This is a genomic window from Bradyrhizobium sp. 604_D8_N2_3 (assembly GCF_051810765.1).
Taxonomy (GTDB): Bacteria; Pseudomonadota; Alphaproteobacteria; order Rhizobiales; family Xanthobacteraceae; genus Bradyrhizobium; species Bradyrhizobium barranii.
Map to the genome: position 1 here is coordinate 2,030,942 of NZ_JBPWPM010000001.1, position 23,666 is coordinate 2,054,607.

Sequence of the window (23,666 nt, forward strand, 5' to 3'; positions counted from 1 at the left end):
ACCGCCTATTCGAGCCGCAGCAGCCGGCCGACGATCGGCGTCGGCGATGACGTGGCGCTGGCATCGACCTGGAAAGCGTAGCGCTTGGCGCCGAGGATGGCGAGATAGCTGCCGCCCGGGGTCAGTGTCTTTCCGGCTTTGGCAAAGTCATAAAACTTGCCACCGACCATGATCTCGCTCTTGAGCGGCACGCTGATCGTGGGCTCCTTGCCGTCGGTGCGTTCGATCACCAGCGTGCTGCCGCTCTTGGCCTGTATCAGCGGGGCGACGCCATAGAGCGTCGGCAGCTTGGCCGGCGGCGCTCCCTTGGCGTCCGATCGCATGGTGCGGAAGGTCGTTGCGGCGCTCTGGTTGGCCTCGCGCTCGGACAGTTTTGCTGCATTGGTATCGCAGGGCACCTTCTCGCGCTTGACCTCGCCGAGTTGCACGGTGCTCTGCTCGGCGCCGACCAGGACGACGCCTTCGCTGATGATCTCGCGCTGGCAGGATTTGAGGTAGCTGAGCGTGATGCTGGCCTTGGGCCCGAGCTTGATGATCTTGCCGGGCGCCACATAGTCCATGAACGCGATGCCGTCGACCTTGCCCTGGACGTCCTCGACGATCGCGGCCGGGGTCTCCGCCAAAGCGGGGGCCGCAAGACAGAACGCGCCGACACCAGCGCCGATCAGGCTTCTCATGGGAGTTCTCATCCAATTCGACCGATATATCGCCGGTCCCCGTCTTGGTCCGATGCTTAGCAGCGGCGCGTCCAGACAAATGTGACCGGAATCACTCTTGGTTGTTGGTGCACTCTAGCAGGAACAGGTTCAAACCTGCGACCGGAGAAAAGCGAAGCCGCAGCAAGCTATTTGCCGGATGGATCATGTCAGGCGGCCGGGACGGGCTCAGGCAACCGGTCCTCGACCGCAGGGCTCTCTGCCGCACACTCTATAATAGGCGCGAGAGGGGCTTCGGTCTTCTGATACGGCGTCGCCTGCTGACCGGCGGCGATTTCCACGACCTCGTCCCAGCGCGACAGGAAGGCCTCGACGCAGGCCGGGTCGAACTGCCGGCCCTGGTTCTCGACCAGATAGTCGCGCGCCACGTCGAGCGGCATCGGCTCTTTATATGGCCGGCGCGTCGTCAGGGCGTCGAAGACGTCGGCGACCGCGACGACGCGCGCGGCGACCGGGATCTCGTCTGCCTGAAGGCCGTTCGGATAGCCCGCGCCGTCCCAACGCTCGTGATGGCCTGCGGCAATTTGCGCACCGAGCTGGATCAGCTCGCAGCTGGAGTCCGCCAGAATCTTTTCGCCGATCGTCGCATGGGTGCGGATCACCGCCATCTCTTCGTCGGTGAGCCTGCCGGGCTTGAGGAGGATATGGTCGGGGATGGCGACCTTGCCGACGTCGTGCAGGGGCGCGGCCAGATAGATGTCGCGGCAGAGCCGGGGCGGCAGGCCGAGCTGCTCGGCGATGATGCGGCTGTAGCGGGCGACCCGCAGCGTGTGCTCGCCGGTGTCGTTGTCGCGGTATTCGACCGCGAGCGCGAGCCGCAAGATGATCTCCTCCTCGCGCTCGCCGAGCTTCTGGGTCGCGGCCGCGACCGCGCTCGCGAGATCCGCGGCCCGGTCGTTCTGCTTGCGCACGGCTGCACCAAGGCGCACCAAATTGCGCAGGCGCACCGTCATCTCCACGCTCTGTGGCTGTTTCGGTAAGAAATCGGTTGCACCAGCCTGCAGCGCTTCCATCTTGACGTCATCGGTCTGTCGCGACGTGATCATCGCGATCGGGATGTCGGCGCAGCCGGGCAGGGTGCGGAAGGCGCGGATGAAGCTGATGCCGTCCATATGCGGCATCTCGTAGTCGACCAGCACGAGGTCGAAGACGCGCTCGCGCGCGCAAGCCAGCGCCTCGACGGGATCGAGGAAAGTCGTGGCCTCGACCAGGCCTTCGGCTTCGATATGACGTTTCAGGAAATTGAGGACAGAGCGGCTGTCATCAACGAGAAGCGCTTGGGTCAGCATCGGCGGCCGGTCTCGTTCGGATGCGAGGCGTGACCTCCACGAATAGTCTTTGCGATTTAACGCGGAGCAAACGCCCGGGCTGCGGCGAACTGACTCAAGACTGCGCACAGCGCATGCGAATTGAGCGAACCATGCACGCCTGCATGCATACGCGAAGTTCTTCGGTTTGTGACCCGTAGTTGTACGGTGATGCCTATTAGGGGTTTGCACACTCTCCCAAGCGAATAGTCGTCGCGCGAGATTCGCGTCATGCGTGCAGCGAATCCCGAGGAAATCTGGGGGACGAATGCCGTCTGACGTCACTGAGCCGAAGTGGTCCCTACGGCTGCCTGCAGATTGCAGCATCGCTGCGATCCGCAGTGTCTATGACCTGATCCGCGAAGCTTTCGGCCGGCAGGATCGGCTCGAGATCGATTGTTCGAGCGTCGACAAGGCCGACGTAACCTCGATCCAGCTTCTGCTGTCGACCGCCAAGACGGGCGAGGCCCAAGGCCGCCCGGTGGTGCTCACATCGTTCTCCCAGTCTCTGCGCAACACCCTTCGCCGCGCCGGCTTCGCCAGCGATGCGATGATCGATCAGCACTTCCCGCAAAAGAAAGATGGCACCTGATGGCCACGATTCTCACGGTCGACGATTCCCCCAGCATCCGTCAGATGATCAAGGTCGTGCTCGAGCCGGCCGGTCACAACGTGATCGAGGCCGGCGACGGCGCACAAGGGCTCGCCAAGGCGCAGGCCGGCAAGCTCGACCTCGTCATCACCGACCTCAATATGCCCGTCATGAACGGGCTGGAGCTGATCCGGGCGCTGCGCAAGCTGCCGAGCGCGGTCGGCATGCCCATCGTGTTTCTGACCACCGAATCCAACGACACGGTGAAGCAGGAAGCCAAGAGCGCCGGCGCCACCGGCTGGATTACCAAGCCGTTCAAGCCGGAGCAGCTGCTCGCCGTGGTCGGCAAGCTGGTGCGTGCATGAACGCGATGGACCCGACAGAGGTCTTTCGCCAGGAAGCCAGCGAACTGTTCGAGGTCCTGGAAGGGGCCCTGCTCGACCTCGGCCAGCGTCCCGACGACCGCGAGCTGGTCGATTCCGCCTTCCGCGCCCTGCATACGATCAAGGGCTCGGGCGCCATGTTCGGCTTCGACAAGGTCGCCTCCTTTACCCACGAATTCGAGACCGCGTTCGACCGCGTCCGCAAGGGCGAGATCAAGCCGACGCAGGAGCTGATCTCGGTCGCGCTTGCGGCCAAGGACTATATCCGCGCGCTGATCGAGGATCCGCAGTCGACCGACGACATCATCGGCGAGGCCATCCTCGACGACCTCAAGCGCTTCGTGTTTCCCGACCAGTCCGCCGCGCCCGTCGCCGAAATCGCCGAAGCGCCGCCGCTGGCCCCCGGTGAAAGCAAGCAGGCCGGCTGGCACCTGTATCTGGAATTTGAATCCCACATCCTGCGCAACGGCTCGAACCCGCTCGATCTGCTGGAAGACCTTTGCAAGCTCGGCCCGTGCTTCGTCGTGCCCGTGACCGACGGCATCCCGTTCCTCGACGAGATGGAGCCGGAAGACTGCTATCTGAAGTGGGACGTCAAGCTGCACGCCGCCTGCGACAAGGACGCGATCGACGACGTATTCATGTTCGTCCAGGACGAGATGAAGCTGACCCTCTCGCCGCTTGAGCAGGTCGAAGCCCCCGCGCCGCTGCCGCTGTTCCAGCTCCTCGACGAGGAGCCGGCTCCTGTGGCCGAGATGGCCGCGCCGGCGGTCGAGGCTGTTGTTGCGCCTGTCGCCGCGCAGCCCGTCGCAAAGGCGGAGCCGAAGCCGGAAGCCAAGCCTGAATCCAAGTCTGAACCGAAACCCGAGGCCAAGCGTGACGATCGCGGCATCGCCACCGTCCGCGTCCAGGCCGAGCGTCTCGACGAGTTGATGGACCGGGTCGGCGAACTCGTCATCGCCCAGGCGCGGCTGACGCAGCTCGCCTCGTCCGGTTCGGATCTCTCGATCAAGATGATCGCAGAGGAAATCGAGCGCCTCGCCTCCTCCCTGCGCGACACCACGATGGGCGCGCGCATGGTACCGATCGGCTCGCTGTTCGGTCGCTTCCGCCGCCTGGTGCACGATTTGTCGCGCGACCTGTCGAAGCCGGTCGAATTCGTCACCACGGGCGAGGATACCGAACTCGACAAGACCATGATCGAGTGCCTGGCCGATCCGCTGGTGCACCTAATCCGCAACGCCATCGACCATGGCATCGAAGACACCGCGACCCGCTCCGCCAACGGCAAGACGGAGCAGGGCCGGATCGAACTCGCCGCCGTTCATTCCGGTGCGCAGGTGCTCGTCACCGTGAAGGACAATGGCGGCGGCCTCAACACCGCGCGCATTCGCGCGAAAGCGGAAGAGCAGGGGCTGATCGCCTCCGGCGCCGTGCTGACCGATCACGAGATCCACCAGTTCCTGTTCCACCCGGGCTTCTCGACCGCGCAGACCATCTCGGCGCTGTCGGGCCGCGGCGTCGGCATGGACGTCGTCAAGCGCACCATCGAGAACATGCGCGGCACGATCGATCTGTCGACCCGGCCGGGCCAGGGCACCACGGTGACGCTGCGCCTGCCGCTGACGCTTGCGATCATCGAGGGTCTTTTGATCCGTGTCGGCGAGGGCCGCTACATCATTCCGTTGTCGGCCGTGGAGGAATGCATCGAGCTGACCGCCGAGGACGAGCGCTCCCGCGGCCGCAACTTCCTCAACGTGCGAGGCAATCTCGTGCCCTTCCTCAGGCTGCGCGAAATCATGACTGCGTCGGGTACGCCCGACCGGCACCAGAAGACGATCATCATCTCGACCGGTGAGACGCACGTCGGTCTTGTCGCGGACCAGATCATCGGCAACCACCAGACCGTGATCAAGTCGCTCTCCAAGCTGCACTCCGACGTCACGATCTTCTCCGGCGCGACGATTTTGGGTGACGGCACGGCGGCGCTGATCCTCGATGTCGCGCAGCTCGTCACGCTGGCGCAGTCGAAGGTCGAGAAACAGCATATCAGCGAGGCGGCCTGATGAACGATGGTTTGACGGGCGAGCATCACGCCGACGCGATGCAGGTCGTAATGATCGGCCTCGGCGAGGAGAAGTTCGCGCTCGACGCAGGCCTCGTGCGCGAGATCATCGATCCCGTGCCGGTGACCAAGGTGGCGGGCGCGCGGGCCTTCGTTCCGAGCGTCATCAACGTGCGCGGCAACGTCATTCCGCTTGCGGACCTGCGCATCCGCTTCGGCATGCCGCAGCTCGACAATTCGGCCGACACGCGCATCGTCGTCATCGAGCTCACGCTCGACGGCGAGCCGGTCCTGGTCGGCGTCACTGCCGACAAGGTCTACGAGGTCACCGAGATATCGCAGGCCGACGTGCAGCAGACGCCGCGCGTCGGCATGCACTGGAAGCCGGAATTCATCCGTTTCATCGCCAAGTGGCGAGAAGAGTTTGTCATCGTTCCCAACATGGAACGCATCCTGAATTGAAATGAGGTCTCGGGGCGAGACTGGGGTAGGGGCTGGAAATGAGATTCACGGTCAAGGCAAAGCTTGCCATCGCGTTCGGTGTGGTCCTGTTGCTGTCGATGGCGGCGGGCGGCCTCGCTTATGTGAAACTGAGCGAGATGATCGACACCGCCGACAGTCTGGTGTCGCGTGCCAACCGGATGGACCGTGCGGCGGAGATCGAGAAGGGTATCCTGCTTCAGGTTCGCGCCGAGAAGAACCTCATTCTCGCGCCTGAAGGCGAGGCGGATCGTTTTATCGCCGAAATCGCCAAGCAGCGCGAGACGCTCTCGAAGTTGAAGGAAGAGATCCAGGCCGCGGCTTCCCCCGAAGGCAAGAAACTCATGGAGAATTTCGGCGTCGCGTATGCGCGGATGAACGCCGTTCAGGACGACGCCCTCAAGACCGCCCGGACCGACAAGGCGAAAGCCGCCGAGCGCTCCATGACCGAGGTCCGCAAGGCGGTCGCCGAGGCCATGGAAGCCGCCAACGTCTACGTCACCAACGTCAAGAAGAACATGGCCGCTCAGGCGGCCCAGGCTCACGAGGACGGCAACCGGGCCCAGCTCCTACTGATCTCGGCCGTGCTGGCTTCGCTTGTCATCGGCCTGATCGCCGCGATCTGGATTTCCTTGAGCATCTCCCGCGGTCTCGGCCGCGCCGTCGGGCTCGCCGGCGCGGTTGCCGATGGCGATCTCAGCCAGTCGATCAAGGTCACAAGCAACGACGAGATCGGCGATCTCGTTACCTCGCTGAACTCCATGGTCGAGAAGCTCAAGCAGATCGTCGCCGAAGCACTCACCGCGGCGCAGAACGTCTCGGCCGGCAGCCAGGAGCTTTCGGCCAGTGCCGAGCAGCTGTCGCAGGGCGCGACCGAACAGGCCTCGTCGGCCGAGGAAGCCTCGTCCTCGATGGAGGAGATGGCCTCGAACGTAAAGCAGAATGCCGACAACGCCAACCAGACCGAGAAGATCGCCGCGCAGTCGGCCAAGGACGCGGAAGCCAGCGGCGTCGCCGTGGGGCGTGCCGTCAATGCGATGCAAACCATCGCCGAGAAGATCACGATCGTGCAGGAGATCGCGCGCCAGACCGACCTGCTTGCCCTCAACGCCGCGGTCGAGGCCGCGCGCGCCGGTGAGCATGGCAAGGGCTTTGCGGTGGTCGCGTCCGAAGTGCGCAAGCTCGCCGAACGCAGCCAGGCGGCAGCGGCGGACATCGGCACGCTGTCGACGGAAACCGTGAAGGTCGCGCGGGAAGCCGGCGACATGCTGTCCAAGCTCGTGCCCGACATCAAGAAGACCGCCGAGCTGGTCCAGGAGATCACGGCGGCCTGCCGCGAGCAGGACGTTGGCTCGGCCCAGATCAACCAGGCGATCCAGCAGCTCGACAAGGTCGGCCAGCAGAACGCCAGCGCCTCCGAGCAGGTGTCCTCTACCTCCGAGGAGCTCGCCTCGCAGGCCGAGCAGCTTCAGTCCACCATCTCGTTCTTCCGCATCGAGCATGCCGGCCGCGGCGAGGCTGCCGCGCCCGCGCCGATCGACCGCGCCGTCACCCAGCTCCGCGCCAAGGCCGCGCACATGGCGGCAGCGGACCGCGGCGTCAAGAAGCCCGCGCCCGCCCGCAAGCCGGCGCGCGCGATGAAGGTCGCCAATGGCGGCGGCTTCGCCTTCGACATGCATGACGGCGAAGACGACCGCGACGCCGAATTCCAGCGCTGACCGCAACTTGAAAACAATCTGACCCTGGACCGTACCATGGCCGCAACCTCGCAATATCTGACGCTCGGGCTCGCCGGCGAGACGTTCGGCATCAGCATCCGCAATGTCCGGGAAATTCTCGACATGCGGCCGATCTCACGGCTGCCGCATGCGCCGAATTTCCTGCTCGGCATGATCGACGTGCGCGGCAGCGGCTATCCCATCGTCGACCTCCGCACCAAGCTCGGCCTGCCGGCCGTGGAAGCGACTGAAGCGACCCGCATCATCATCCTCGACGTGCCGATGAAGGATCGCCTGGTCGGCGTCGGCTTTGTGGCCGATTGCGTGTTCGAGGTCACCGATATCGACGAGCAGGCGATCGAGCCCATCCCCGAGGTCGGCGGCAAATGGCAGTCCGACTATGCCGCCGGGATCGGCCGCAAGGGCGAGAAATTCGTCGTCATCTTCGATCTCGCCAAGCTGATGGCGAACGACGAGATCCCGGAAGGGCGCGATACCTCTCGCGCCGCCTGAATTTGCAAGCGTGAAGCGTGGTCAAGCGTAAGCACCCCAATTCGAACCAACGAGACTGACATGAGATTCACCGTCAAAGCCAAGCTTGCCAGCGCCTTCGGCGTCGTCATCCTGCTGTCCATGATCGCCGGTGCGGTCGGCTATATGAAGCTGGCGGACATGGTCAGCACCACCGAGCTTCTGGTCAGCCGTGCGGGCCGGATGGAAAAGGCCGCGGAGCTGAAGGAAGGCATCCTGTTCCTTGTGCGCGCGGAGAAGAACGCGATTCTCGCAGCGTCCGATGCAGAGCACGAGCAGTTCCAGGCCGACCTCATCAAGAACCGCGATGCGATCACCAAGTCGAAGGACGAGATCTACGCGGCTGCCAGCGAAAGCGGCAAGAAGCTGATGGAGGTCTTCAACGTCGCTTTCGCCAAGCTCAACGCCTATCAGGACGAGACGGTCCGGCTCGCGAAGACCGACAAGCCAAAGGCCCTGGACCGCTCCATGCATGATGGCCGCAAGGTCGTTGCGGACGCGATCGAAGCGGCCGATGTCTACATCAAGAATGTCAAGAAGAACATGGCTGAGCAGGCCGAGCAGTCAAAGCAGGACGGTGCGCGCGCCGAGATGCTGCTGATGAGCCTGGTCATTGCCTCGCTCCTGATCGCCGCGGTCGCGGCGACCTGGATTGCGCTGAACATCAGCCGTGCGCTGGCGCAGGCGGTGGGCCTCGCTGATGCGGTGGCGATCGGCGATCTCAGCCACAAGATCGAGTCCTCCAGCAATGACGAGATCGGAGATCTCATCAAGTCGCTGAACGCGATGACGGTCAACCTCAACGCGACGGCGGCGCTCGCCAACCAGATCGCGCAGGGCGATCTCATGGTCGAGGCCAAACCGCCGTCGGACAAGGATACGCTCGGCCTCGCGCTCGAGCGCATGGTGGAGAAGCTTCGCCAGATCGTGTCGGAAGCCCTGACCGCGGCGCAGAACGTCTCCGCCGGCAGCCAGGAGCTCTCGGCCAGTGCCGAGCAGCTCTCGCAGGGCGCGACCGAGCAGGCCTCGTCCGCCGAGGAAGCCTCCTCCTCGATGGAAGAGATGGCCTCGAACGTGAAGCAGAACGCCGACAACGCCAACCAGACCGAGAAGATCGCCGCGCAGTCCGCCAAGGATGCCGAGGCCAGCGGCGCCGCGGTCGGCCGCGCCGTCAACGCGATGCAGACCATCGCAGAGAAGATCACGATCGTGCAGGAGATCGCGCGCCAGACCGACCTGCTCGCGCTCAACGCCGCGGTCGAGGCCGCGCGCGCCGGCGAGCACGGCAAGGGCTTTGCCGTGGTTGCGTCCGAAGTGCGCAAGCTCGCCGAACGCAGCCAGGCGGCCGCCGCCGAGATCGGCACGCTCTCGACTGAAACCGTCAAGGTCGCGCAGGAAGCCGGCAATATGCTCTCCAAGCTCGTCCCTGATATCAAGAGGACGGCAGAGCTCGTCGAGGAAATCACCGCCGCCTGCCGCGAGCAGGACGTCGGCTCGGCCCAGATCAACCAGGCGATCCAGCAGCTCGACAAGGTCGGCCAGCAGAACGCCAGCGCGTCCGAACAGGTCTCCTCGACCTCGGAGGAGCTCGCCTCGCAGGCCGAGCAGCTTCAGTCGACGATCGCCTATTTCCGCATCGAGCAGGGACGCAGCCAGGCCGCTGCGCCGATCGACCGGGCGGTTACCCAGCTCCGCGCCAAGGCGGCGACAATGGCGGCCGTCGAGCGGCCGGCCAAGAAGCCGCAGGCGAGGCCGGCGCGCGCGGTGAAGGCGGCCGGTGGCGGCGGCTTCGCCTTCGACATGAACGACGGCGAGGACGATCGGGACGCCGATTTCCAGCGCTGAGAGCGGTCAAGAGGTCGGCCCATCCTTCACCGGTGGGCCGATCCGCCGTCAGTGATCGTGTAAACGCGTGGGATTCAAGATGGCCCGTTCGGCCCAATATTCAGTGCAGGCGGCCATCGCGGATCGGGGCATTCAGCCATGATGCCCGCCGTGCAGGATACGGTCGTCCATCTGTCCGACCGCCACTTCCGGACCATAGCCGAACTGATCGAGGGCCAGGTCGGCATCAAGCTGCCGCAGGGCAAGCGGCTGATGCTGGAGGGGCGGCTGCACAAGCGCGTGCGCGCGCTGAACTTCTCCGACCTCAACGAGTATGTCGACAACCTGTTCGAGGCCGATCATTTCGACACCGAGCTGACCCATCTCATCGATGTGGTGACGACCAACAAGACCGACTTCTTCCGGGAGCCCCAGCACTTCACCTTCATGAGGGACGTCGCGATCCCGGCCCTGCTCAAGTCGCACGGGCGGAAGAACGCGAACCTGAAGATCTGGAGCTCGGCGAGCTCCACCGGCATGGAAGCCTACACCACCGCCATGGTGCTGGACGACATGACGCGGAACGGCTCGCGGTTTCAGTACCGCATCCTCGGGACCGACATCTCGACCGCGGTGCTGCGACTTGCCAAGTCCGCGATCTACACCCGCGACGTGCTCGCCCCGGTGCCGGAGCCCTTCGTGAAGCGTTATTTCCTGTCGTCGCGGGACAAGTTGCGCGGCGAAGTGCGGGTGGTGCCGGAATTGCGGCGCATGACGCATTTCATGAGGATGAACCTCATGGATAAGTCCTACCCCGTCGACCGGGACGTCGACATCATCTTCTGCCGCAACGTCCTGATCTATTTCGAGCGCGAGACCCAGCGCAAGGTGATCGAGCAATTGTGCAGCCATTTGCGGCCCGGCGGCTATCTTCTGGTCGGTCATTCGGAATCGATGATTCACAGTGCAGTGCCGGGTCTGAAGCAAGTTCAGCCAACCATTTTCAAGGTCTAGCCGGAGCGCAACCAGAATGCCGAGGGAGAAAGTTCGCGTACTGATCGTGGACGATTCGGCGTCGGTGCGCCAAATCCTGCAAACGATCCTCAACGACGATCCTGACATCGAGGTGATGGGGGCGGCCTCCGATCCGTTCGCGGCGGCGCGCCGCCTCCAGAACGAAATCCCCGATGTCATGATCCTCGACCTGGAAATGCCGCGCATGGACGGCATGACCTTCCTGCGCAAGATCATGGCGCAGCGCCCGATCCCGGTGATCATCTGCTCCTCGCTCACCGAGGAAGGCTCCAACGTGATGTTCGAGGCGTTCGAGGCGGGCGCGGTCGACATCGTGCCGAAGCCGAAGATCGACACCCGGCAGGCGCTGCTCGAATGCTCGACGCGGCTGCGCGAGGCCGTGAAATCGGCAGCGCGCGCGCGGGTGCGTCCGCGGGCGGAGCGCCGTATGATCGAGAGGAAGCTGACCGCCGACGCCATCATCCCGCCGCCGGTGCAGGGCAAGGTCCGGCCGACGACTGAGCGCATCGTATGCATCGGCGCATCGACCGGCGGCACCGAAGCGCTCAACGACGTCCTCGAGATGCTGCCGCCGCACTGTCCTCCCATCGTCATCGTCCAGCACATGCCGGCAGGGTTCACCGCGGCCTTCGCCAGGCGTCTCGACAGCGTCTGCCAGGTCCGCGTCAAGGAAGCCGAGGACGGCGAGCCGGTGCTGCCGGGATGCGCCTATATCGCGCCGGGCGCCCGTCACATGCTGCTCCAGCGCATCGGCCTGCGTTACCAGATCGCGATCAAGGACGGCCCGCCGGTGTCGCGGCATCGCCCCTCGGTCGACGTGCTGTTTCGCTCCGCGGCCCAGCATGCCGGCGCCAATGCGCTCGGCGTGATCATGACGGGCATGGGCGACGACGGCGCGCGCGGCATGCTGGAGATGCGCAAGCTCGGCGCCTCGACCCGCGCGCAGGACGAGGAGAGCTGCGTGGTGTTCGGCATGCCCAAGGAAGCCATCGCGCATGGCGGTGTCGAGAAGGTCGTCTCGCTGCATCATATCCCGCGCGAGATCATGCTCTGGTATCAGGCCGGACACGTTGCGGTGGCAGGTTGATTGCGATGTCCGCCATTCCAGCCAACACGCTCACCGAGGCGATCGTCGCGATCGAGGATGTCTCGTCGCGGATCGAGGACGTCTTCGCGCGCGTCGGTCACGAGCTCGGTCGCGGCCACCTCATCTTCAAGGAACTGAACCAGGGCCTCGCGACGCTCTCGGAGGAACTCTCCGGCGCCGAGATCGAGGGCGCGGCCACCGCGCTACAGGAGATCGCCGCGCGGCTCAGCGAGCTGGCAGAGGCGCTGCCGTCCGAGAGCGCGCTGCTTGCGACCATCGGCACCAGCACGGCGGAGGCGTCCGCGCTGCTCAAGCCGCTGTTCAAGCATATCCAGATGATCACCATCATCGCGCGCAGCGCGCGGATCGAGGCGGCCTCGCTGGATGGCGATCGCGAGGGCTTTCTCGCCTTCACGCAGGAAGCCTACGATCTCGGCAAGGCGGTACAAGGTTCGATCGAGAGCTGCGCGCGGGACCAGCAGCGCCTGTCGGAGGCCGTTGCTACTGCCGCCGGTCGGCAGAAGGAGTTCGAGAGCCGTTATCGGAATCAATTGGTGTCGGAGAGCGCCGAGCTCGGCGCAGCCTATTCCGGATTGCGCGGCCAGCGCCGCGACAGCAGCCAGCTCGCCGACCTCGCGAGCACCAGCACCAGGAAGATCGCCGAGGCGGTTGGCGGCGCGATCATTTCCTTGCAGGCCGGCGACAGCACGCGCCAGCGCCTCGAACATGTCTGTCATGGCCTCGGCCAAGTGTCGGAAGCTGTGCCGGGCCTCGTTCCCGAACGGGGTGCGAGCGAGGACGGCGCGCGCGCGATCTGCCAGTTGCAGGCGGCCCTGCTCAGGGACGCCCAGCGCGAATTCGGCGGCGATATCGGCCAGATCGTTCGCGCGCTCACCGCCATCCTGCACGATGCGGGCAGTGTCGTCGGCCATGGCCGCACGCTGTTCGGCGGCGCGGATGGCGGCTCGTCATCGTTCCTGGCGCGCATCAAGCAGGCACTGGCACATGCCTCGACCCTGATCGCCACCTGCGAGAGCGCCGGCCGCTCGGTCGACGAGGCGCTCGCCATCGTCGAGGACACGCTGGCAAAGTTTCGCCAGGCGATCGCCGGGCTCGCCGAGGCCACCGTCGACATCACCCTGATCGGAATGAATGCCGGCCTCAAGGCAAGCCATCTGGGCAGCCGCGGCAGCGCTTTCGTCGTGATCGCCAACGAGCTCAAGGCGACCGCCGACCAGGTCTCTGTGGGCGCGGGGCGCTTGCGGCCCGTGCTCGACGGCATCGAGCGCTCTGCGAACGAGCTGAAGGAGCTCCGCGTCCGGGGCGATCCCACGCAGCTCGCCAAGTTCGAGCCGCAGATCCTCCAGGCGCTGCGCGAGGTCGAGGTCGGCAACGAACGGCTCGGCAAGCTGATGAGCCGGCTCGTCGATGAAGGCGCGGAATTCGAGGGCCTGATGAATTCGGCGCAAGGTCTGATGAGCTCGCTAGGCGAGAGCTCCGCAGCCTTGCCTGCGGTTGCTGCGCGGCTCGAGACCGCGAGCGCCGGCGCGCGGCGGCCGCAGCCGGAGGCGCAGGATCAGGCGATGCTCGATGATCTCTTCGCGCGCTACACGATGGAGCGCGAGCGGGACGTTCACCGGGAATTCCTGCAAACGCTTGGCCTTGCGTCGATCGCCGCCACGCGCCGCGTCGAAGCGGTCGAGACCGCGGATGACGGCATAGAGTTGTTCTGACGTTCGCCGCCGGCGTCGCGCGTCGGCGGCAATTCGACGGATTGGGTTTTCCGAGCATTAACCTTGCCCGAAGGGCTGGCCGTTAGGTCATTGTCGCGCCCCAGAGTTGGTCGCAAATACAGGGCGATCTTCACCTCGGAAAATTCCCCATGCTGAGAGACGGTAAATACGCTGCCTGGTTCAGGACCCCACGAGGTCAGGGCACCGGCATCGTGGATCTGGCCGAGGGCCGGATCTCGGGCCGCGACAGCTTCTTTACTTATGGTGGTTCCTACCGGGTCGATGAGCAGCACTTCTCGGCCGTCCTGACCGTGAACCGGCATGCTGACGGCCCGCTGAGCGTGTTTGGGCCCGATGAGGTCGAGGTCAAACTCTCGGGTGTGTGCAACGGCCTGGTGGCGAGCTGTTCGGGAACGGCCAAGGAAGCACCCGACGTGAAGTTCGAGGCGACGCTGATCTACAGCCAGGAAGATGCGCCGGCAACCGACGCCAAATGCGCGGTCGTGAAGCTCAACGCCGACAAGCTGCCCAAGGGCCTCGACAACCGTTCCCGGCCGCGTCATCCGTTCACGCCGCCCAAGGCGCCTGTGTCGTAGGGTGCGGGCTTTTAGCTTTGCATTGACGCTGTTGTCGCGAAATCACGGCGCGACTGGACTGCGGCAACACTAGTTTTAGAGGTGAAATCTAGGTTGGGGCCCATAACAAAAGGCGGACAGGGACATGCCTCAGATCTGGATGACATATGACGAACTCGCGACCCTCAGCGGCTGCAGCGCTGCCGAGGCCAGGATGCAGGCGCTGCATCTTTCGCTCGATCGCCGCAAGAGCCGCGACGGGAACACCCGCGTGAAGCTGAACCTCGCCTTGATGGCCCGGTTCTTCGAGACCGTTCGCGAAGCCGAATTCGACCTCGATGACGCGATCAGGGCGCTGCGCGATGCCCATCGGCAGATGTCCGGGGTTCTTTCGACCAGTCAGCCGAGCTTGCGGCGCGGAGTGGCGTAAGTTCTCGCGGCGCCGGTGGCCGCCTCAGGACGGCGGCCTCGGCAGGAATGCCAGGATGGTCTGGGCCAGAAGGACGCCGACGGTGCCGCCGGCGGCCTTTTGCAGTACATCGATGAATCGTGGATCACGATCCGGCGTCACGGCCTGCAAGACCTCTAACCCGACTGCGACGGCGACCACGAACGCGCAAGCCAGCTTGACGCGCCCCGGTAGCAGGAAGGACAGCAGGAAGCCCAACAGGCCGTAGGCGCTGAAGCGCTCAATCACGACGACCCAGTAGGCCTCCGCGTGGCCCATGAGTGCCGGCCGGCCCGCGAGCTTGGCCAGCGTCGCATAGACGATGAGCACGAGACAGATAACCGCGGCTGCGATGAGATGGTTGCGGCGCATTACGCCAACATAGCCGGTCGACCGGCTGGCCGCTTTCGAAAGCCAAGAACATCGTTAAGGTTCACAAACCCTCGAGGGCATGAACCAAGGTTCACGGGCGAGCCGCGGAGCTGTGGCTACGGCCCAATCCGCATGCATTCACTTGACGTCAAACGTGGCGGTGCAGTCGCGATCTCACGCGGACGGCGCTGAGTTGGCGAGGGCAGGCATTCATCTGCCAGTTCTTCCGCCTGGTGACCCAAAGCCGGACTGCCAAGAACAGGATGTTGATGCCGAACCAGATCGACATCACGATAAGGAAAGAGCTTGCCATGACGGCTCCGCCTCCCGCTTTCTTTCGAAAGCAATGCGGAGCGCCGCCGAGAGTTCCGCCGTCAGGGGAACGGGCAGGCGATCGCACCTGCCCAAATTCTCGTCATCGACAAACCTGGCCTCCGGTCAAGCACAAAGCAACGCGCCTGACCGCATGACCAAGCCGTTCGCAGGGACCGACGTTCAGCGCCGATTGTAGGACCAGCCCTTGTCGACATTGGTCGGGTAGTGGGCTGCGAAGTACGGATTCTTGAGGCAGTTGCGCGCAGGATCGAAAATCCAGTCGGCGCATTCCCGGTAATTCAGGAATCGGCAATCGAAACCGAAGGCGCACCACGGCGCGCCGTTTGGAAATCCGAACCCCACGGGGACTTGCGCCGACGCTACTGAGGGCAAAGCCAGGAGCAGAGCTACGGCGAGCGCGCGGGACAACATGGTGCATTCCTCCAACAATCTATCAAACTGAGACCGAAGCCGGTCCGGCGACCGTTTTGCGCCGAAAAGGGACGATGTTCAATCTTCATCGTTGGATAGTCTAACATCCGGGTGCGGAGAGATCGAGAGTGCTGAAGCGATCGGCCCATGTCGACTGGCGGCTGCCATTCATCGATCGATGAGGCGGACACACCCGTCCATGACGTGTCGCGCGCGGCCGACGCTAGCCCTTCTTGGCGCCCTTGGATTTGAGCGACAGGCCGAGGCGCAAGGCCATACGCTTGATCGCATCGGGCGAGCGCCCGAGAAGTTTTGCTGCCTCTTCCAGCGAAGTCGAAGACTTGGCCAATTCCATCAGCCGGCGGTCTTCCTTGAACGACCAGGGCCTGCGCGCCATAACCGAAATCATCCTCTCGTCGAGACAAAGACAAAGCCGCCAAGCGGACCCACGTTCGCTCGACGGCTTTGCTTGGGTGGGGCCGGGCCTGGGGGAGCCCGGTGAGAAGATGGATATGCGATCCACTAAGGTTCGCAACAAACAACGCGGATTAAGCTAACTGCTCAACCTTACCGCGATGAAATCGGCGCGTTGCGCTCCGTATAACCACGGAGTTTCGCTAACCAAGATCGATCTGCACGCTGTGATGGTGGGGATCGAGGATGTTCTGCCACCACGTCCGGTTGTCGCAGAACCGGCGCACGGTCTTCGCAAGTCCGCACTCGAAATCCTCGCGGGGGGCGCCTGCCGATATCCGAGACCCGACTTCGCGTCTCGACGCTGCGGCAAGACTCAGCAGCTCCGCCAATCCGCGCGGACTGTTCTGATCAGCATGGAAGAAGTGCCGATCCCCGAGCCGTCGCCGAGCAGCCGTCGAAACAGCGACTGGTCCTGCCGCGTGGTGGTGGTGAGGATTCTCCTGACGTCGGCGAACGTCAGGATGGATCGCAGGCACGGGATCATCGGCTTGCCGAAGACAGGCAGGAGCTGCTCGGACGCCATGCTGGCGATGGAGGCGAGCAGGGAACTTGTTCCCTGCGCGCTCAATGTCCTCCAAGCTCAGGCGGCAATCTCCCCTTGATAATGGATGGCACGGCGTTGCGGCGTCAGCACTTGTGCGCGATTAGGAATTAGATGCTTCGGGATCACGACATTGTTTGCTTCGAAATCACGACGTCGATTCGAGCGATCAACTTGAATTGAATCGGCGCCGGTTGGTCGCAACGGCTTCGAACGAGAAAAAATCCAATCGCGATGCATGCGGCAGCGGTTTGACGAGCAGTATTATGCTTCTCTCGGTTGAGTCGTCACGAGATCGTCGAATTCGTTCGGCTATGGTGCGCGCGCACGAACAAATCAAAATCAACAAAATCAAGAAGACCGAGATGCTTCAAAAGGCGCGAGCGGCACTTCCTCTCACCAAGCTCAGAGAGCGGGCGTTTGAAGGCGCGTTCTTCAGCGTTGCGCTGATCGCGATGGCGGGCTGGGTGTATTTCATCACGCTGTTGCTGGTGCGATTGTTCCTCTGGTTTTTCGGCTGACGCACGAGCCGATCACTTCGCATGCAGGGTGCTGCCCAAAAAATCCCTGGCATGACGAGAAAATCAGCGGCGGTGATCATGATCTCGACACAACTCGAGGATGAGACTGCCAGTATCACTGGAACGAATTACGAATGATGCTGCTCGCGATCCTGGTCTCGCTCCTCGCTGGCTTTGGCGCAGGCTATGCGACACGCGCGCTGCGGCCCCGCGAGCGCGCGGAGCGTCATCCGTTCCACCGTCCCTACAGTCCCACCGCGTTCCGGCAGAACAGTTCATTGGCGAGGGCGCGGCGTGCATTCTGAGGATTTACAACCGGCGTGCGGTTCTCGCGTTGCGGCTCGCATGGCGGTGGAGGGGAGTGAATCATGACGGGATTTCGGGGAGACGCCATGACGAGCCCGACGTACAACGCGCCACGGCGGTATTTCGTCGATGGGGGAGGTCGCCGCGTCCTGATCGGCCTGACGCCCGAGGAGACGTTCGAGTTCGAGCGGCTCGACAGCGAGCAGGCGCAGGTCGCGCCCGATGCCGGCGAGCGGCGCAGGCTCGAGCTCTATGAGAAGCACGAGGGGGCCTGGAGGGCCTGGATGGCGCAAAGCCGCACCGAACGGCGCGAAGGATTCAACCTTTATTAACCATCGCAGGCCCATTTTCTGGTCTGGCGCCTCGAACCGGAAAATGCACGCATGTTTCAGCTCTTCCTGCGGGCCCGCACCCATAACTTCCTGAAAGACCGTTTCGGCGGAGAGCAGGTGTTCCGCGCGCGCTCGCCCGAGCGCGACGCCGAAACCGATCGCACCCGCATCGAAGCCATCATGGTTGCGATCGATGACGCCCTGCATGCGGCGGAGCGCGAGCAGTCAGGTCTCAACCGCCGGGTCGAGGACGTGCTGGCGCGCGCCGCCGTGACGATCGGCAACGGCGACGACGAATACCTCGAGCGCGAGGCGCTCGACAATCACCACCAGGACCTGTTCGACAAGGAAATCCTGAACGGCCAGCGCCGGCTCAAGGAGCTCGGCGCCTCGATCGCCCATTTCAAGTTCCTGAAGGCGGCGATGCTGAGCCGTTTCCCGGACTACCGGCCTCCGGCGAGCCCCACCAACTGACGCCTGGTACGGCGCGCGAGCGAGACCGCTAGATCGCGAGCATGCTGTTGCCCTGAATGGACAGCAGCGTCAGGTTTCCGGTGGCGTAGGCCCCGGTATCGATGTTGGCCCGGTTCTCGAGCAGCTCGGCCTGCTTCACCGGCGTATGGCCGTGCACGACGTATTTGCCGAAGCGCCTATTGCTTTGCAGGAACTCGTCCCTGATCCACAACAGGTCCTGCTCGCGCTGCTCGGAGAGCGGAATTCCCGGACGCACCCCTGCATGGACGAAGAAGAAGTCGCCGCATGTGAAGGTCGGCCGCAACTGGCGCAGGAACGCGATGTGCTCCGGCGGCATCACGGATGTGAGCTCGCGAACCAGATCGGGCAACTCGTCCTTGCCAAGGCCGGGCGCGGCCGATACGCCGTACGACATCAGGGTCTGGAGCCCGCCGAACTGAAACCATTCGGCGGCGCGGGCGGGATCTTCCAGCACCGAGGTGAAATAGGCCTCGTGATTGCCCTTGAGAAAGACGGTGTTGCGGCGGCGGCTGCGGTTGATCAGGAGATCGAGGGTATGACGCGAGTCCGGTCCGCGATCGATGTAGTCGCCGAGGAAGACCTCGATCGCGCGATACGGCCGGCTGTTCGCCATGTCCGCATCGATCACGGCGAACATCTGCTCGAGCAGATGGGCGCAGCCGTGGATATCGCTGATCGCATAGATGCGCACGCCGTTCGGTAGCTTCGGCCGGGGCGAATTTCGGGGCGCAATCATGGACATGGGGTGCAACTCTTTCAAAGAGCTTCGCCCGGGATGTCAATATGCTATCGGCGAATTTGGGTGTCCGAGCAGGTTTTTTTCTACCCCTGCCGGCAAGCCTGCGCCTGCTCGATCATTCACCAGCGTTGCGAATCACCCGTCCCCAAGCTTGCGCGAGGCTGGCCGAGTTGCCGCTGTCGAACGATGGTGCGGCCTTGCCGCGATAGGCGGCCTCTCGCGCGCGGACCAGAACCGCGCCGCAGAAATAGCCAAGCTGGAGCACCGACGCGAAAACGAGGATCGTCACAACGATGTGAGCTGAATCATGTCCCCGCCAGGCGGAGCCCGCACCGAGGATCGTGGCGCCGAGAACGATGGCGGGCGGCAGGATGAAGATTCGGAATCGGCCTCCCAGCAACGATCCGATCAGCAGACTGAAAATGGCAACCGTACTCACGACGCAACTCCTCGAATTGGTCACGAGTGTTAATGGCCGCGGCCTAATAACGGCTTAAGCGGCATGGTTGAACAGCCGTTCAAATGCGCGCGACAATGCTGTGCGAAAATGACGCGATTTGGTGTGAAACGCGGCGTGATGCCTGCTTAATTGTCACGCGTGTGACAGTAGTTTGAGCATTGTTTTGCTGCGACGCTGCATTGCATGAAAATCGATTTGATTTTTTCGGTGCACTGCCGCAATGTCGCTTTGTTTAGTTAAGATATACTTCGGCGCACATCGAAAAAATTAGATCGATTTGCTCGCAATTCTGATTGCGAGTGGTGACGAGGCAGCGAGGTTCGGATGGCTGTAGCAACTTACGGTTCGGAAAACTATTATTCGGTTATCTCGAACCGACGCGGTGCCCTCCAAAGACCCCTGCAAGTGGCTTTGATCGCCGGAGACTTCGTCGCCGTACTGCTCAGCTATTTCGTGGCGAGCGGCCTGTATCGCGTGCTCGTGATCGAGCAGGACTCATCCGTCGGAGCAGGCCTGGTCGTCGGCGCGGTGTTCGTGACCATCGCTTACTTCCAGGGCGTCTACGATCACCATCGTCTGCTGAACACGGTCTGGCAGCTGCGCAAGGCCCTGGCGGTCTGGCTGATCTCGCTCACTATTCTCGCCGTCGAGGCGTTCCTGCTCAAATCGTCCGCGGACCTGTCGCGCGGAACCACGCTGCTGTTCGCCGCGACCGGCGGCGTCGCCTTGGGCGGTCTGCGCGTGCTGTGGCGCCTGGCGCTGACCTCGAGCTACGCCAAGGGCCGTCTGGTGGACCGCAAGGTCGTGCTGCTCAGCCTCAAGCCTCTCGATTTCACCTCGACCCGGTTCAAGGATCTGCGCAAGCACGGCTTCAACGTCGTGCGACATTTCGTGCTCGATCCGTCTGAAGAGGGCGCGGGCTGGGATCACGAGATTCGCGACATCACCCGTCAAGCGCGCACGGCGGATGTGGAAGAATATCTCCTGGTCATCGACTGGGACGAGATGCCGCTTCTCCAGAAGCTGAGCCAGCATCTGCGCGTTGTCCCCCAGCCGATCCGTCTTCTGCCGGATTTCCCGATCGCCGATCTGGTCTCGCGTCCGTTCCAGCCCGTCAGCGGCACGGTCGCGATCGAGATCCAGCGCGCGCCGCTCAGCGTGTTCGAGCAGGCGCAGAAGCGCTGCCTCGACATCGGCCTTGCCTCGTTCGCGCTTCTGCTGCTGGCGCCGCTGCTGATGACGGCTGCGATCATGATCAAGCTCGATTCCAAGGGCAAAGTGATCTTCAAGCAGGCCCGGCGCGGCTTCAACGGCAAGCAATTCGATATCTGGAAGTTCCGCTCGATGACGGTGGCGGAGAACGGTCATGTGGTCACGCAGGCGACGAAGAGCGACGCGCGGGTGACCCGTGTCGGCCGTGCGCTGCGGCGGACCAGCATCGACGAACTGCCGCAGCTCTGGAACGTTCTGCGCGGCGAGATGTCGCTGGTCGGGCCGCGCCCGCATGCGCTCGCGCACGACAATTACTACGATCCGATCATCAGCAACTACGTGTACCGGCATCACATGAAGCCGGGCCTGACCGGTTGGGCCCAGGTCAACGGCTTCCGCGGCGAGACGCCGACCATCGATCTGATGGAAAAGCGGGTCGAATACGACATCTGGTACGTCAGCAATTGGAGCATCTGGCTCGACTTCAGGATCATCCTGAAGACCGCGCTGGCGCTGATTCATCAGGAAGCCTACTGAGCCAGGCCGACGTCGGGCGCGCGTTGCCGCGCCCGACCCGCACGCCGCCCGTGCAGAGGGGAAACGGCCTGCATTTTGCAGCATGTGATTCGTTGCTGCCCCTTTGACGATTTGCCCCCCCAAAAAACGCCGAGCCTTGCAGATTGAGCCATCGCCTCGCCAAGTTCGTCGCCTTGCCGTTGCTCGTCACCTGGGCGATCGCTGCCGCCTGTTCTCATGCGAACGCGTTGGAGTGGGGGGTCGGCGGACCGCCGCAAAAGCGCAGGGATCTCGCGCCGATCTTTCAGCTCATGAGGGAGCGCGGGCTCACGCAATACAGGACCGGTCTCAATCTGACGCAAGATGCCGAGCCGGGCGAAGCCGCGATGTTCCGGCAAACCATTGCGCTTGCCAGAAAATACTCGATCACGCTTCACCCTTTGGTCAACTTCCCTTTCCGCTACGGTGACCGCACCGACAAGGGGCGGTACCCCAAAGGAGACCGGGACGCGCTCTACAGGCAGGGCTACGACCGCACCTACGCGTTCGTCCGGCAATTCAAGGACGATGTGTCCGACTGGGAGCTTGAGAACGAGATCAACCTGTTCGCGGTCGATTCCGACGGGAAGAAGCTGTTCGGGCGCGGCATGACCGCGGCAGACTTCGAAATGCCGGTGATGGAAGACTGGGCCCAGGTGTTGCACGGCGCGTCCGATGCCATCGACCAGATCAACCGCGAGACCGGAAGTCGTCTGCGCAAGGTGCTGAACACGACGTCGACGATGCTGGGCTTCCTCGACTTCATGGAGTCCCGGGGCGTGAAATACGACGTGATCTCCTACCACTATTACGAGGTGGCGGGGCAGAATCCGCATCGGCACTGGAATGGACGCAATCCGCCCTTCGACCTCTTCAAGAAGCTGGCGTCCTATCACCGCCCGGTGACGTTCAACGAGGTCAATTGCGCCGAGATCTACAAGCCGGCCTATGGAAATCGGCCTGGCGATCCCCTGACGGAGCAATGCCTCCGGTCACTGCGGGACACCTTCCAATATCTGAAGAACCAGAAAGACGTCGAGATCGAGAGCGTGATGGTCTACGAGCTGTTCGACGAGCCGCAGAAGAAGCCGCCGGAGAACAGGTTTGGGTTGATGTACGAGATCGACAGGCCCAAGGTTGCGCTCTTCCTTCTTTCGGAATTTGCCGGCGGCCGCCTGTCGGCTGAAGAATCGACTGAGTTGAGAACCAGGGGACTGTAGCTTTCGGTCTCCGTGCGAAGAAAAGAACCTGCAATGCCTTTACCTGGATCTGAGCGCGTCAACACCGAGAAGTCGGGCAGCATCTTGGGATTCAACGGGCTGCGCGGTCTCTCGGTCGTCCTGGTCTATCTCAATCACAAGTGCGGACTGCAGTTCTACTCGGGCAGCGTCGGCGTCTGGATATTCTTCATCCTGAGCGGCTTCCTGATCATCGGCGAGCTCAACAGGCAGCGAGGCAAGGTCGGGACGGCCGCATCCCGGCCCGCGGCGGAAATCGTCACCTTCTGGGTCAAGCGGGCGACGCGCATCTTTCCCGCATATTATGCGCTTCTCGCCATCCTGTTCCTGACCCGGTCCTATTTTCAGCACGCGGGGCCCGATCTCGGCTTCCGCTATCACGTCGTGTACCTGTCCAACTACTGGATCGGCAGCGTCATCGGCGGGACCGCTGGTCCCTTCGGCGTGCTCTGGACGCTCTCGGTCGAGCAGCAGTTCTACGTGATCGCGCCCTTCCTGTTCATCCTGCTTCCTCTGGAGCGCCATTTCGTCACCTGCATGAGCGTCGTCGTTCTCGGTGTGATCAGCCATTTCCTGATGTATTCGTCGGGCTTCAATCACACGGCCATCCATACCCTGTCGCCGTGGAATTTCAGCCTCATCGCGTTTGGCGGCGCGCTGACGATCTTGCATCTCCAGAGACGGGAATGGGCTCCGAACGGCAACGGCACGTTCGTCTGCCTTCTCATCGTCGGGTTCATGCTGTGCTCGAACGGCGTGATTTACGACGCCCCTTCGTATCTTTCCCCCGCGATCGACATTGCGATCGGGCTGTGCCTGGTCGCGCTGATCTGGTGGGTTCGCGCCAACCAGGACAGTATCTTTGTTCAAGCGCTGGAGTGGAAGCCGCTCGAGCATCTCGGGAAGATCAGCTACGGCTTCTATCTCGTTCACAACTTCATCCCGAACCCGCTCGGCAAGGCGCTCACGCTCTATGGCGGGATGTCGGTGCCCGACAGCGTGAAGATTACCGCGGGCGCAGCCATCGGCTTCGTCATCTCGTACGCTGTCGCGCATGTGTCCTGGAAGTACTTCGAATCGCCGATCCTGCGCAGCCGTCGCGGCCTGACCAAATTCTTCCTGCAATACCTGCCCGAAAATCCCTCGCAGGGCGTGCCGCGAACCGAGCTGAAATAGC

27 protein-coding genes are annotated in these 23,666 nt (G+C 63.3%); 19 read left to right on the plus strand and 8 right to left on the minus strand.

Features of this window, described 5'->3' with window-relative positions:
* Window positions 1-5: 5 nt before the first annotated feature.
* Together AB7245_RS09465 and AB7245_RS09470 are read right to left on the minus strand one after the other, a co-directional pair.
* Window positions 6-677: a hypothetical protein gene (locus AB7245_RS09465; protein ID WP_085402153.1), complete on the minus strand. Its 672-nt coding sequence runs from the start codon at window positions 675-677 to the stop codon at window positions 6-8.
* Between the two features lie 188 nt (window positions 678-865).
* Window positions 866-2,005 (minus strand): response regulator, encoded by a 1,140-nt coding sequence (locus AB7245_RS09470; RefSeq protein WP_354113350.1) that lies wholly within the window; start codon window positions 2,003-2,005, stop codon window positions 866-868.
* Window positions 2,006-2,291: 286 nt separating this feature from the next.
* On the opposite strand from AB7245_RS09470, the gene AB7245_RS09475 reads away from it, so the two are divergent.
* From AB7245_RS09475 to AB7245_RS09530, 12 genes are all read left to right on the plus strand, one after another.
* Window positions 2,292-2,615: an STAS domain-containing protein gene (locus AB7245_RS09475; protein WP_063985245.1), complete on the plus strand. Its 324-nt coding sequence runs from the start codon at window positions 2,292-2,294 to the stop codon at window positions 2,613-2,615.
* Window positions 2,615-2,980, plus strand: a complete 366-nt coding sequence (locus tag AB7245_RS09480; protein WP_008142319.1) for a response regulator — start codon at window positions 2,615-2,617, stop codon at window positions 2,978-2,980. The genes AB7245_RS09475 and AB7245_RS09480 overlap by 1 nt, the downstream gene beginning before the upstream one ends.
* On the plus strand, window positions 2,977-5,064 hold the full coding sequence (locus AB7245_RS09485; protein WP_085402151.1) for a chemotaxis protein CheA: 2,088 nt from the start codon (window positions 2,977-2,979) through the stop codon (window positions 5,062-5,064). Before AB7245_RS09480 ends, AB7245_RS09485 begins: the two co-directional genes overlap by 4 nt.
* Window positions 5,064-5,525 carry a chemotaxis protein CheW gene (locus tag AB7245_RS09490; protein ID WP_201266195.1) on the plus strand — a complete coding sequence of 154 codons (462 nt, stop codon included), beginning with the start codon at window positions 5,064-5,066 and terminating at the stop codon, window positions 5,523-5,525. Before AB7245_RS09485 ends, AB7245_RS09490 begins: the two co-directional genes overlap by 1 nt.
* 38 nt (window positions 5,526-5,563) lie before the next feature.
* Entirely contained in the window at window positions 5,564-7,261 is a 1,698-nt protein-coding gene (locus AB7245_RS09495; RefSeq protein WP_071916275.1) for a methyl-accepting chemotaxis protein, read from the plus strand.
* Between the two features lie 36 nt (window positions 7,262-7,297).
* Window positions 7,298-7,774 (plus strand): chemotaxis protein CheW, encoded by a 477-nt coding sequence (locus tag AB7245_RS09500; protein WP_063985241.1) that lies wholly within the window; start codon window positions 7,298-7,300, stop codon window positions 7,772-7,774.
* A 60-nt stretch (window positions 7,775-7,834) separates the two neighbouring features.
* A complete protein-coding gene (locus AB7245_RS09505; protein ID WP_439034211.1) occupies window positions 7,835-9,637 on the plus strand; it encodes a methyl-accepting chemotaxis protein in 1,803 nt (600 codons plus the stop codon).
* 138 nt (window positions 9,638-9,775) lie between these two features.
* A complete protein-coding gene (locus tag AB7245_RS09510) occupies window positions 9,776-10,630 on the plus strand; it encodes a CheR family methyltransferase (RefSeq protein WP_071916273.1) in 855 nt (284 codons plus the stop codon).
* Window positions 10,631-10,646: 16 nt separating this feature from the next.
* Window positions 10,647-11,738 carry a protein-glutamate methylesterase/protein-glutamine glutaminase gene (locus AB7245_RS09515; protein ID WP_063985238.1) on the plus strand — a complete coding sequence of 364 codons (1,092 nt, stop codon included), beginning with the start codon at window positions 10,647-10,649 and terminating at the stop codon, window positions 11,736-11,738.
* Between the two features lie 5 nt (window positions 11,739-11,743).
* A complete protein-coding gene (locus AB7245_RS09520) occupies window positions 11,744-13,471 on the plus strand; it encodes a chemotaxis protein (RefSeq protein WP_354079009.1) in 1,728 nt (575 codons plus the stop codon).
* 149 nt (window positions 13,472-13,620) lie between these two features.
* Window positions 13,621-14,067, plus strand: coding sequence for a hypothetical protein (locus AB7245_RS09525; RefSeq protein WP_085402149.1), 447 nt, complete (start codon window positions 13,621-13,623; stop codon window positions 14,065-14,067).
* 124 nt (window positions 14,068-14,191) lie between these two features.
* On the plus strand, window positions 14,192-14,476 hold the full coding sequence (locus AB7245_RS09530; RefSeq protein ID WP_085402148.1) for a hypothetical protein: 285 nt from the start codon (window positions 14,192-14,194) through the stop codon (window positions 14,474-14,476).
* A 24-nt stretch (window positions 14,477-14,500) separates the two neighbouring features.
* Here the strand turns inward: AB7245_RS09530 and AB7245_RS09535 are convergent, their stop codons facing one another.
* The 4 genes from AB7245_RS09535 to AB7245_RS09550 all read right to left on the minus strand — a co-directional run bounded on the left by AB7245_RS09535 (window position 14,501) and on the right by AB7245_RS09550 (window position 16,658).
* Window positions 14,501-14,866, minus strand: coding sequence for a VanZ family protein (locus AB7245_RS09535; protein ID WP_028150366.1), 366 nt, complete (start codon window positions 14,864-14,866; stop codon window positions 14,501-14,503).
* 495 nt (window positions 14,867-15,361) lie between these two features.
* Entirely contained in the window at window positions 15,362-15,613 is a 252-nt protein-coding gene (locus AB7245_RS09540) for a hypothetical protein (RefSeq protein ID WP_014497530.1), read from the minus strand.
* A gap of 223 nt (window positions 15,614-15,836) precedes the next feature.
* Complete coding sequence (locus tag AB7245_RS09545) at window positions 15,837-16,010, minus strand: hypothetical protein (RefSeq protein ID WP_166103634.1); 174 nt, start codon at window positions 16,008-16,010, stop codon at window positions 15,837-15,839.
* A gap of 393 nt (window positions 16,011-16,403) precedes the next feature.
* Entirely contained in the window at window positions 16,404-16,658 is a 255-nt protein-coding gene (locus tag AB7245_RS09550; RefSeq protein ID WP_085402146.1) for a hypothetical protein, read from the minus strand.
* 110 nt (window positions 16,659-16,768) lie between these two features.
* Between AB7245_RS09550 and AB7245_RS09555 the strand changes: the two genes are divergently transcribed.
* The 4 genes from AB7245_RS09555 to AB7245_RS09570 all read left to right on the plus strand — a co-directional run bounded on the left by AB7245_RS09555 (window position 16,769) and on the right by AB7245_RS09570 (window position 18,264).
* Window positions 16,769-17,152 (plus strand): hypothetical protein, encoded by a 384-nt coding sequence (locus AB7245_RS09555; RefSeq protein WP_354079005.1) that lies wholly within the window; start codon window positions 16,769-16,771, stop codon window positions 17,150-17,152.
* Window positions 17,153-17,286: 134 nt separating this feature from the next.
* The gene (locus tag AB7245_RS09560; protein ID WP_162136531.1) at window positions 17,287-17,457 is read left to right on the plus strand and encodes a hypothetical protein; all 171 of its coding nucleotides are present in this window, start codon (window positions 17,287-17,289) and stop codon (window positions 17,455-17,457) included.
* Between the two features lie 87 nt (window positions 17,458-17,544).
* Window positions 17,545-17,790, plus strand: coding sequence for a hypothetical protein (locus tag AB7245_RS09565; RefSeq protein ID WP_039146277.1), 246 nt, complete (start codon window positions 17,545-17,547; stop codon window positions 17,788-17,790).
* 51 nt (window positions 17,791-17,841) lie between these two features.
* Window positions 17,842-18,264: a hypothetical protein gene (locus AB7245_RS09570; RefSeq protein WP_028150369.1), complete on the plus strand. Its 423-nt coding sequence runs from the start codon at window positions 17,842-17,844 to the stop codon at window positions 18,262-18,264.
* 28 nt (window positions 18,265-18,292) lie between these two features.
* Here the strand turns inward: AB7245_RS09570 and AB7245_RS09575 are convergent, their stop codons facing one another.
* Both AB7245_RS09575 and AB7245_RS09580 read right to left on the minus strand, forming a co-directional pair.
* Window positions 18,293-19,027 (minus strand): metallophosphoesterase family protein, encoded by a 735-nt coding sequence (locus AB7245_RS09575; RefSeq protein ID WP_028154250.1) that lies wholly within the window; start codon window positions 19,025-19,027, stop codon window positions 18,293-18,295.
* Window positions 19,028-19,139: 112 nt separating this feature from the next.
* Window positions 19,140-19,463 (minus strand): hypothetical protein, encoded by a 324-nt coding sequence (locus AB7245_RS09580; protein WP_085402145.1) that lies wholly within the window; start codon window positions 19,461-19,463, stop codon window positions 19,140-19,142.
* Between the two features lie 345 nt (window positions 19,464-19,808).
* Between AB7245_RS09580 and AB7245_RS09585 the strand changes: the two genes are divergently transcribed.
* The 3 genes from AB7245_RS09585 to AB7245_RS09595 all read left to right on the plus strand — a co-directional run bounded on the left by AB7245_RS09585 (window position 19,809) and on the right by AB7245_RS09595 (window position 23,665).
* The gene (locus tag AB7245_RS09585; RefSeq protein ID WP_439034212.1) at window positions 19,809-21,233 is read left to right on the plus strand and encodes an undecaprenyl-phosphate glucose phosphotransferase; all 1,425 of its coding nucleotides are present in this window, start codon (window positions 19,809-19,811) and stop codon (window positions 21,231-21,233) included.
* A 143-nt stretch (window positions 21,234-21,376) separates the two neighbouring features.
* Window positions 21,377-22,471 (plus strand): hypothetical protein, encoded by a 1,095-nt coding sequence (locus AB7245_RS09590; protein WP_085402143.1) that lies wholly within the window; start codon window positions 21,377-21,379, stop codon window positions 22,469-22,471.
* A gap of 33 nt (window positions 22,472-22,504) precedes the next feature.
* On the plus strand, window positions 22,505-23,665 hold the full coding sequence (locus tag AB7245_RS09595) for an acyltransferase family protein (protein ID WP_085402142.1): 1,161 nt from the start codon (window positions 22,505-22,507) through the stop codon (window positions 23,663-23,665).
* The last annotated feature ends 1 nt before the right edge of the window (window position 23,666 follow it).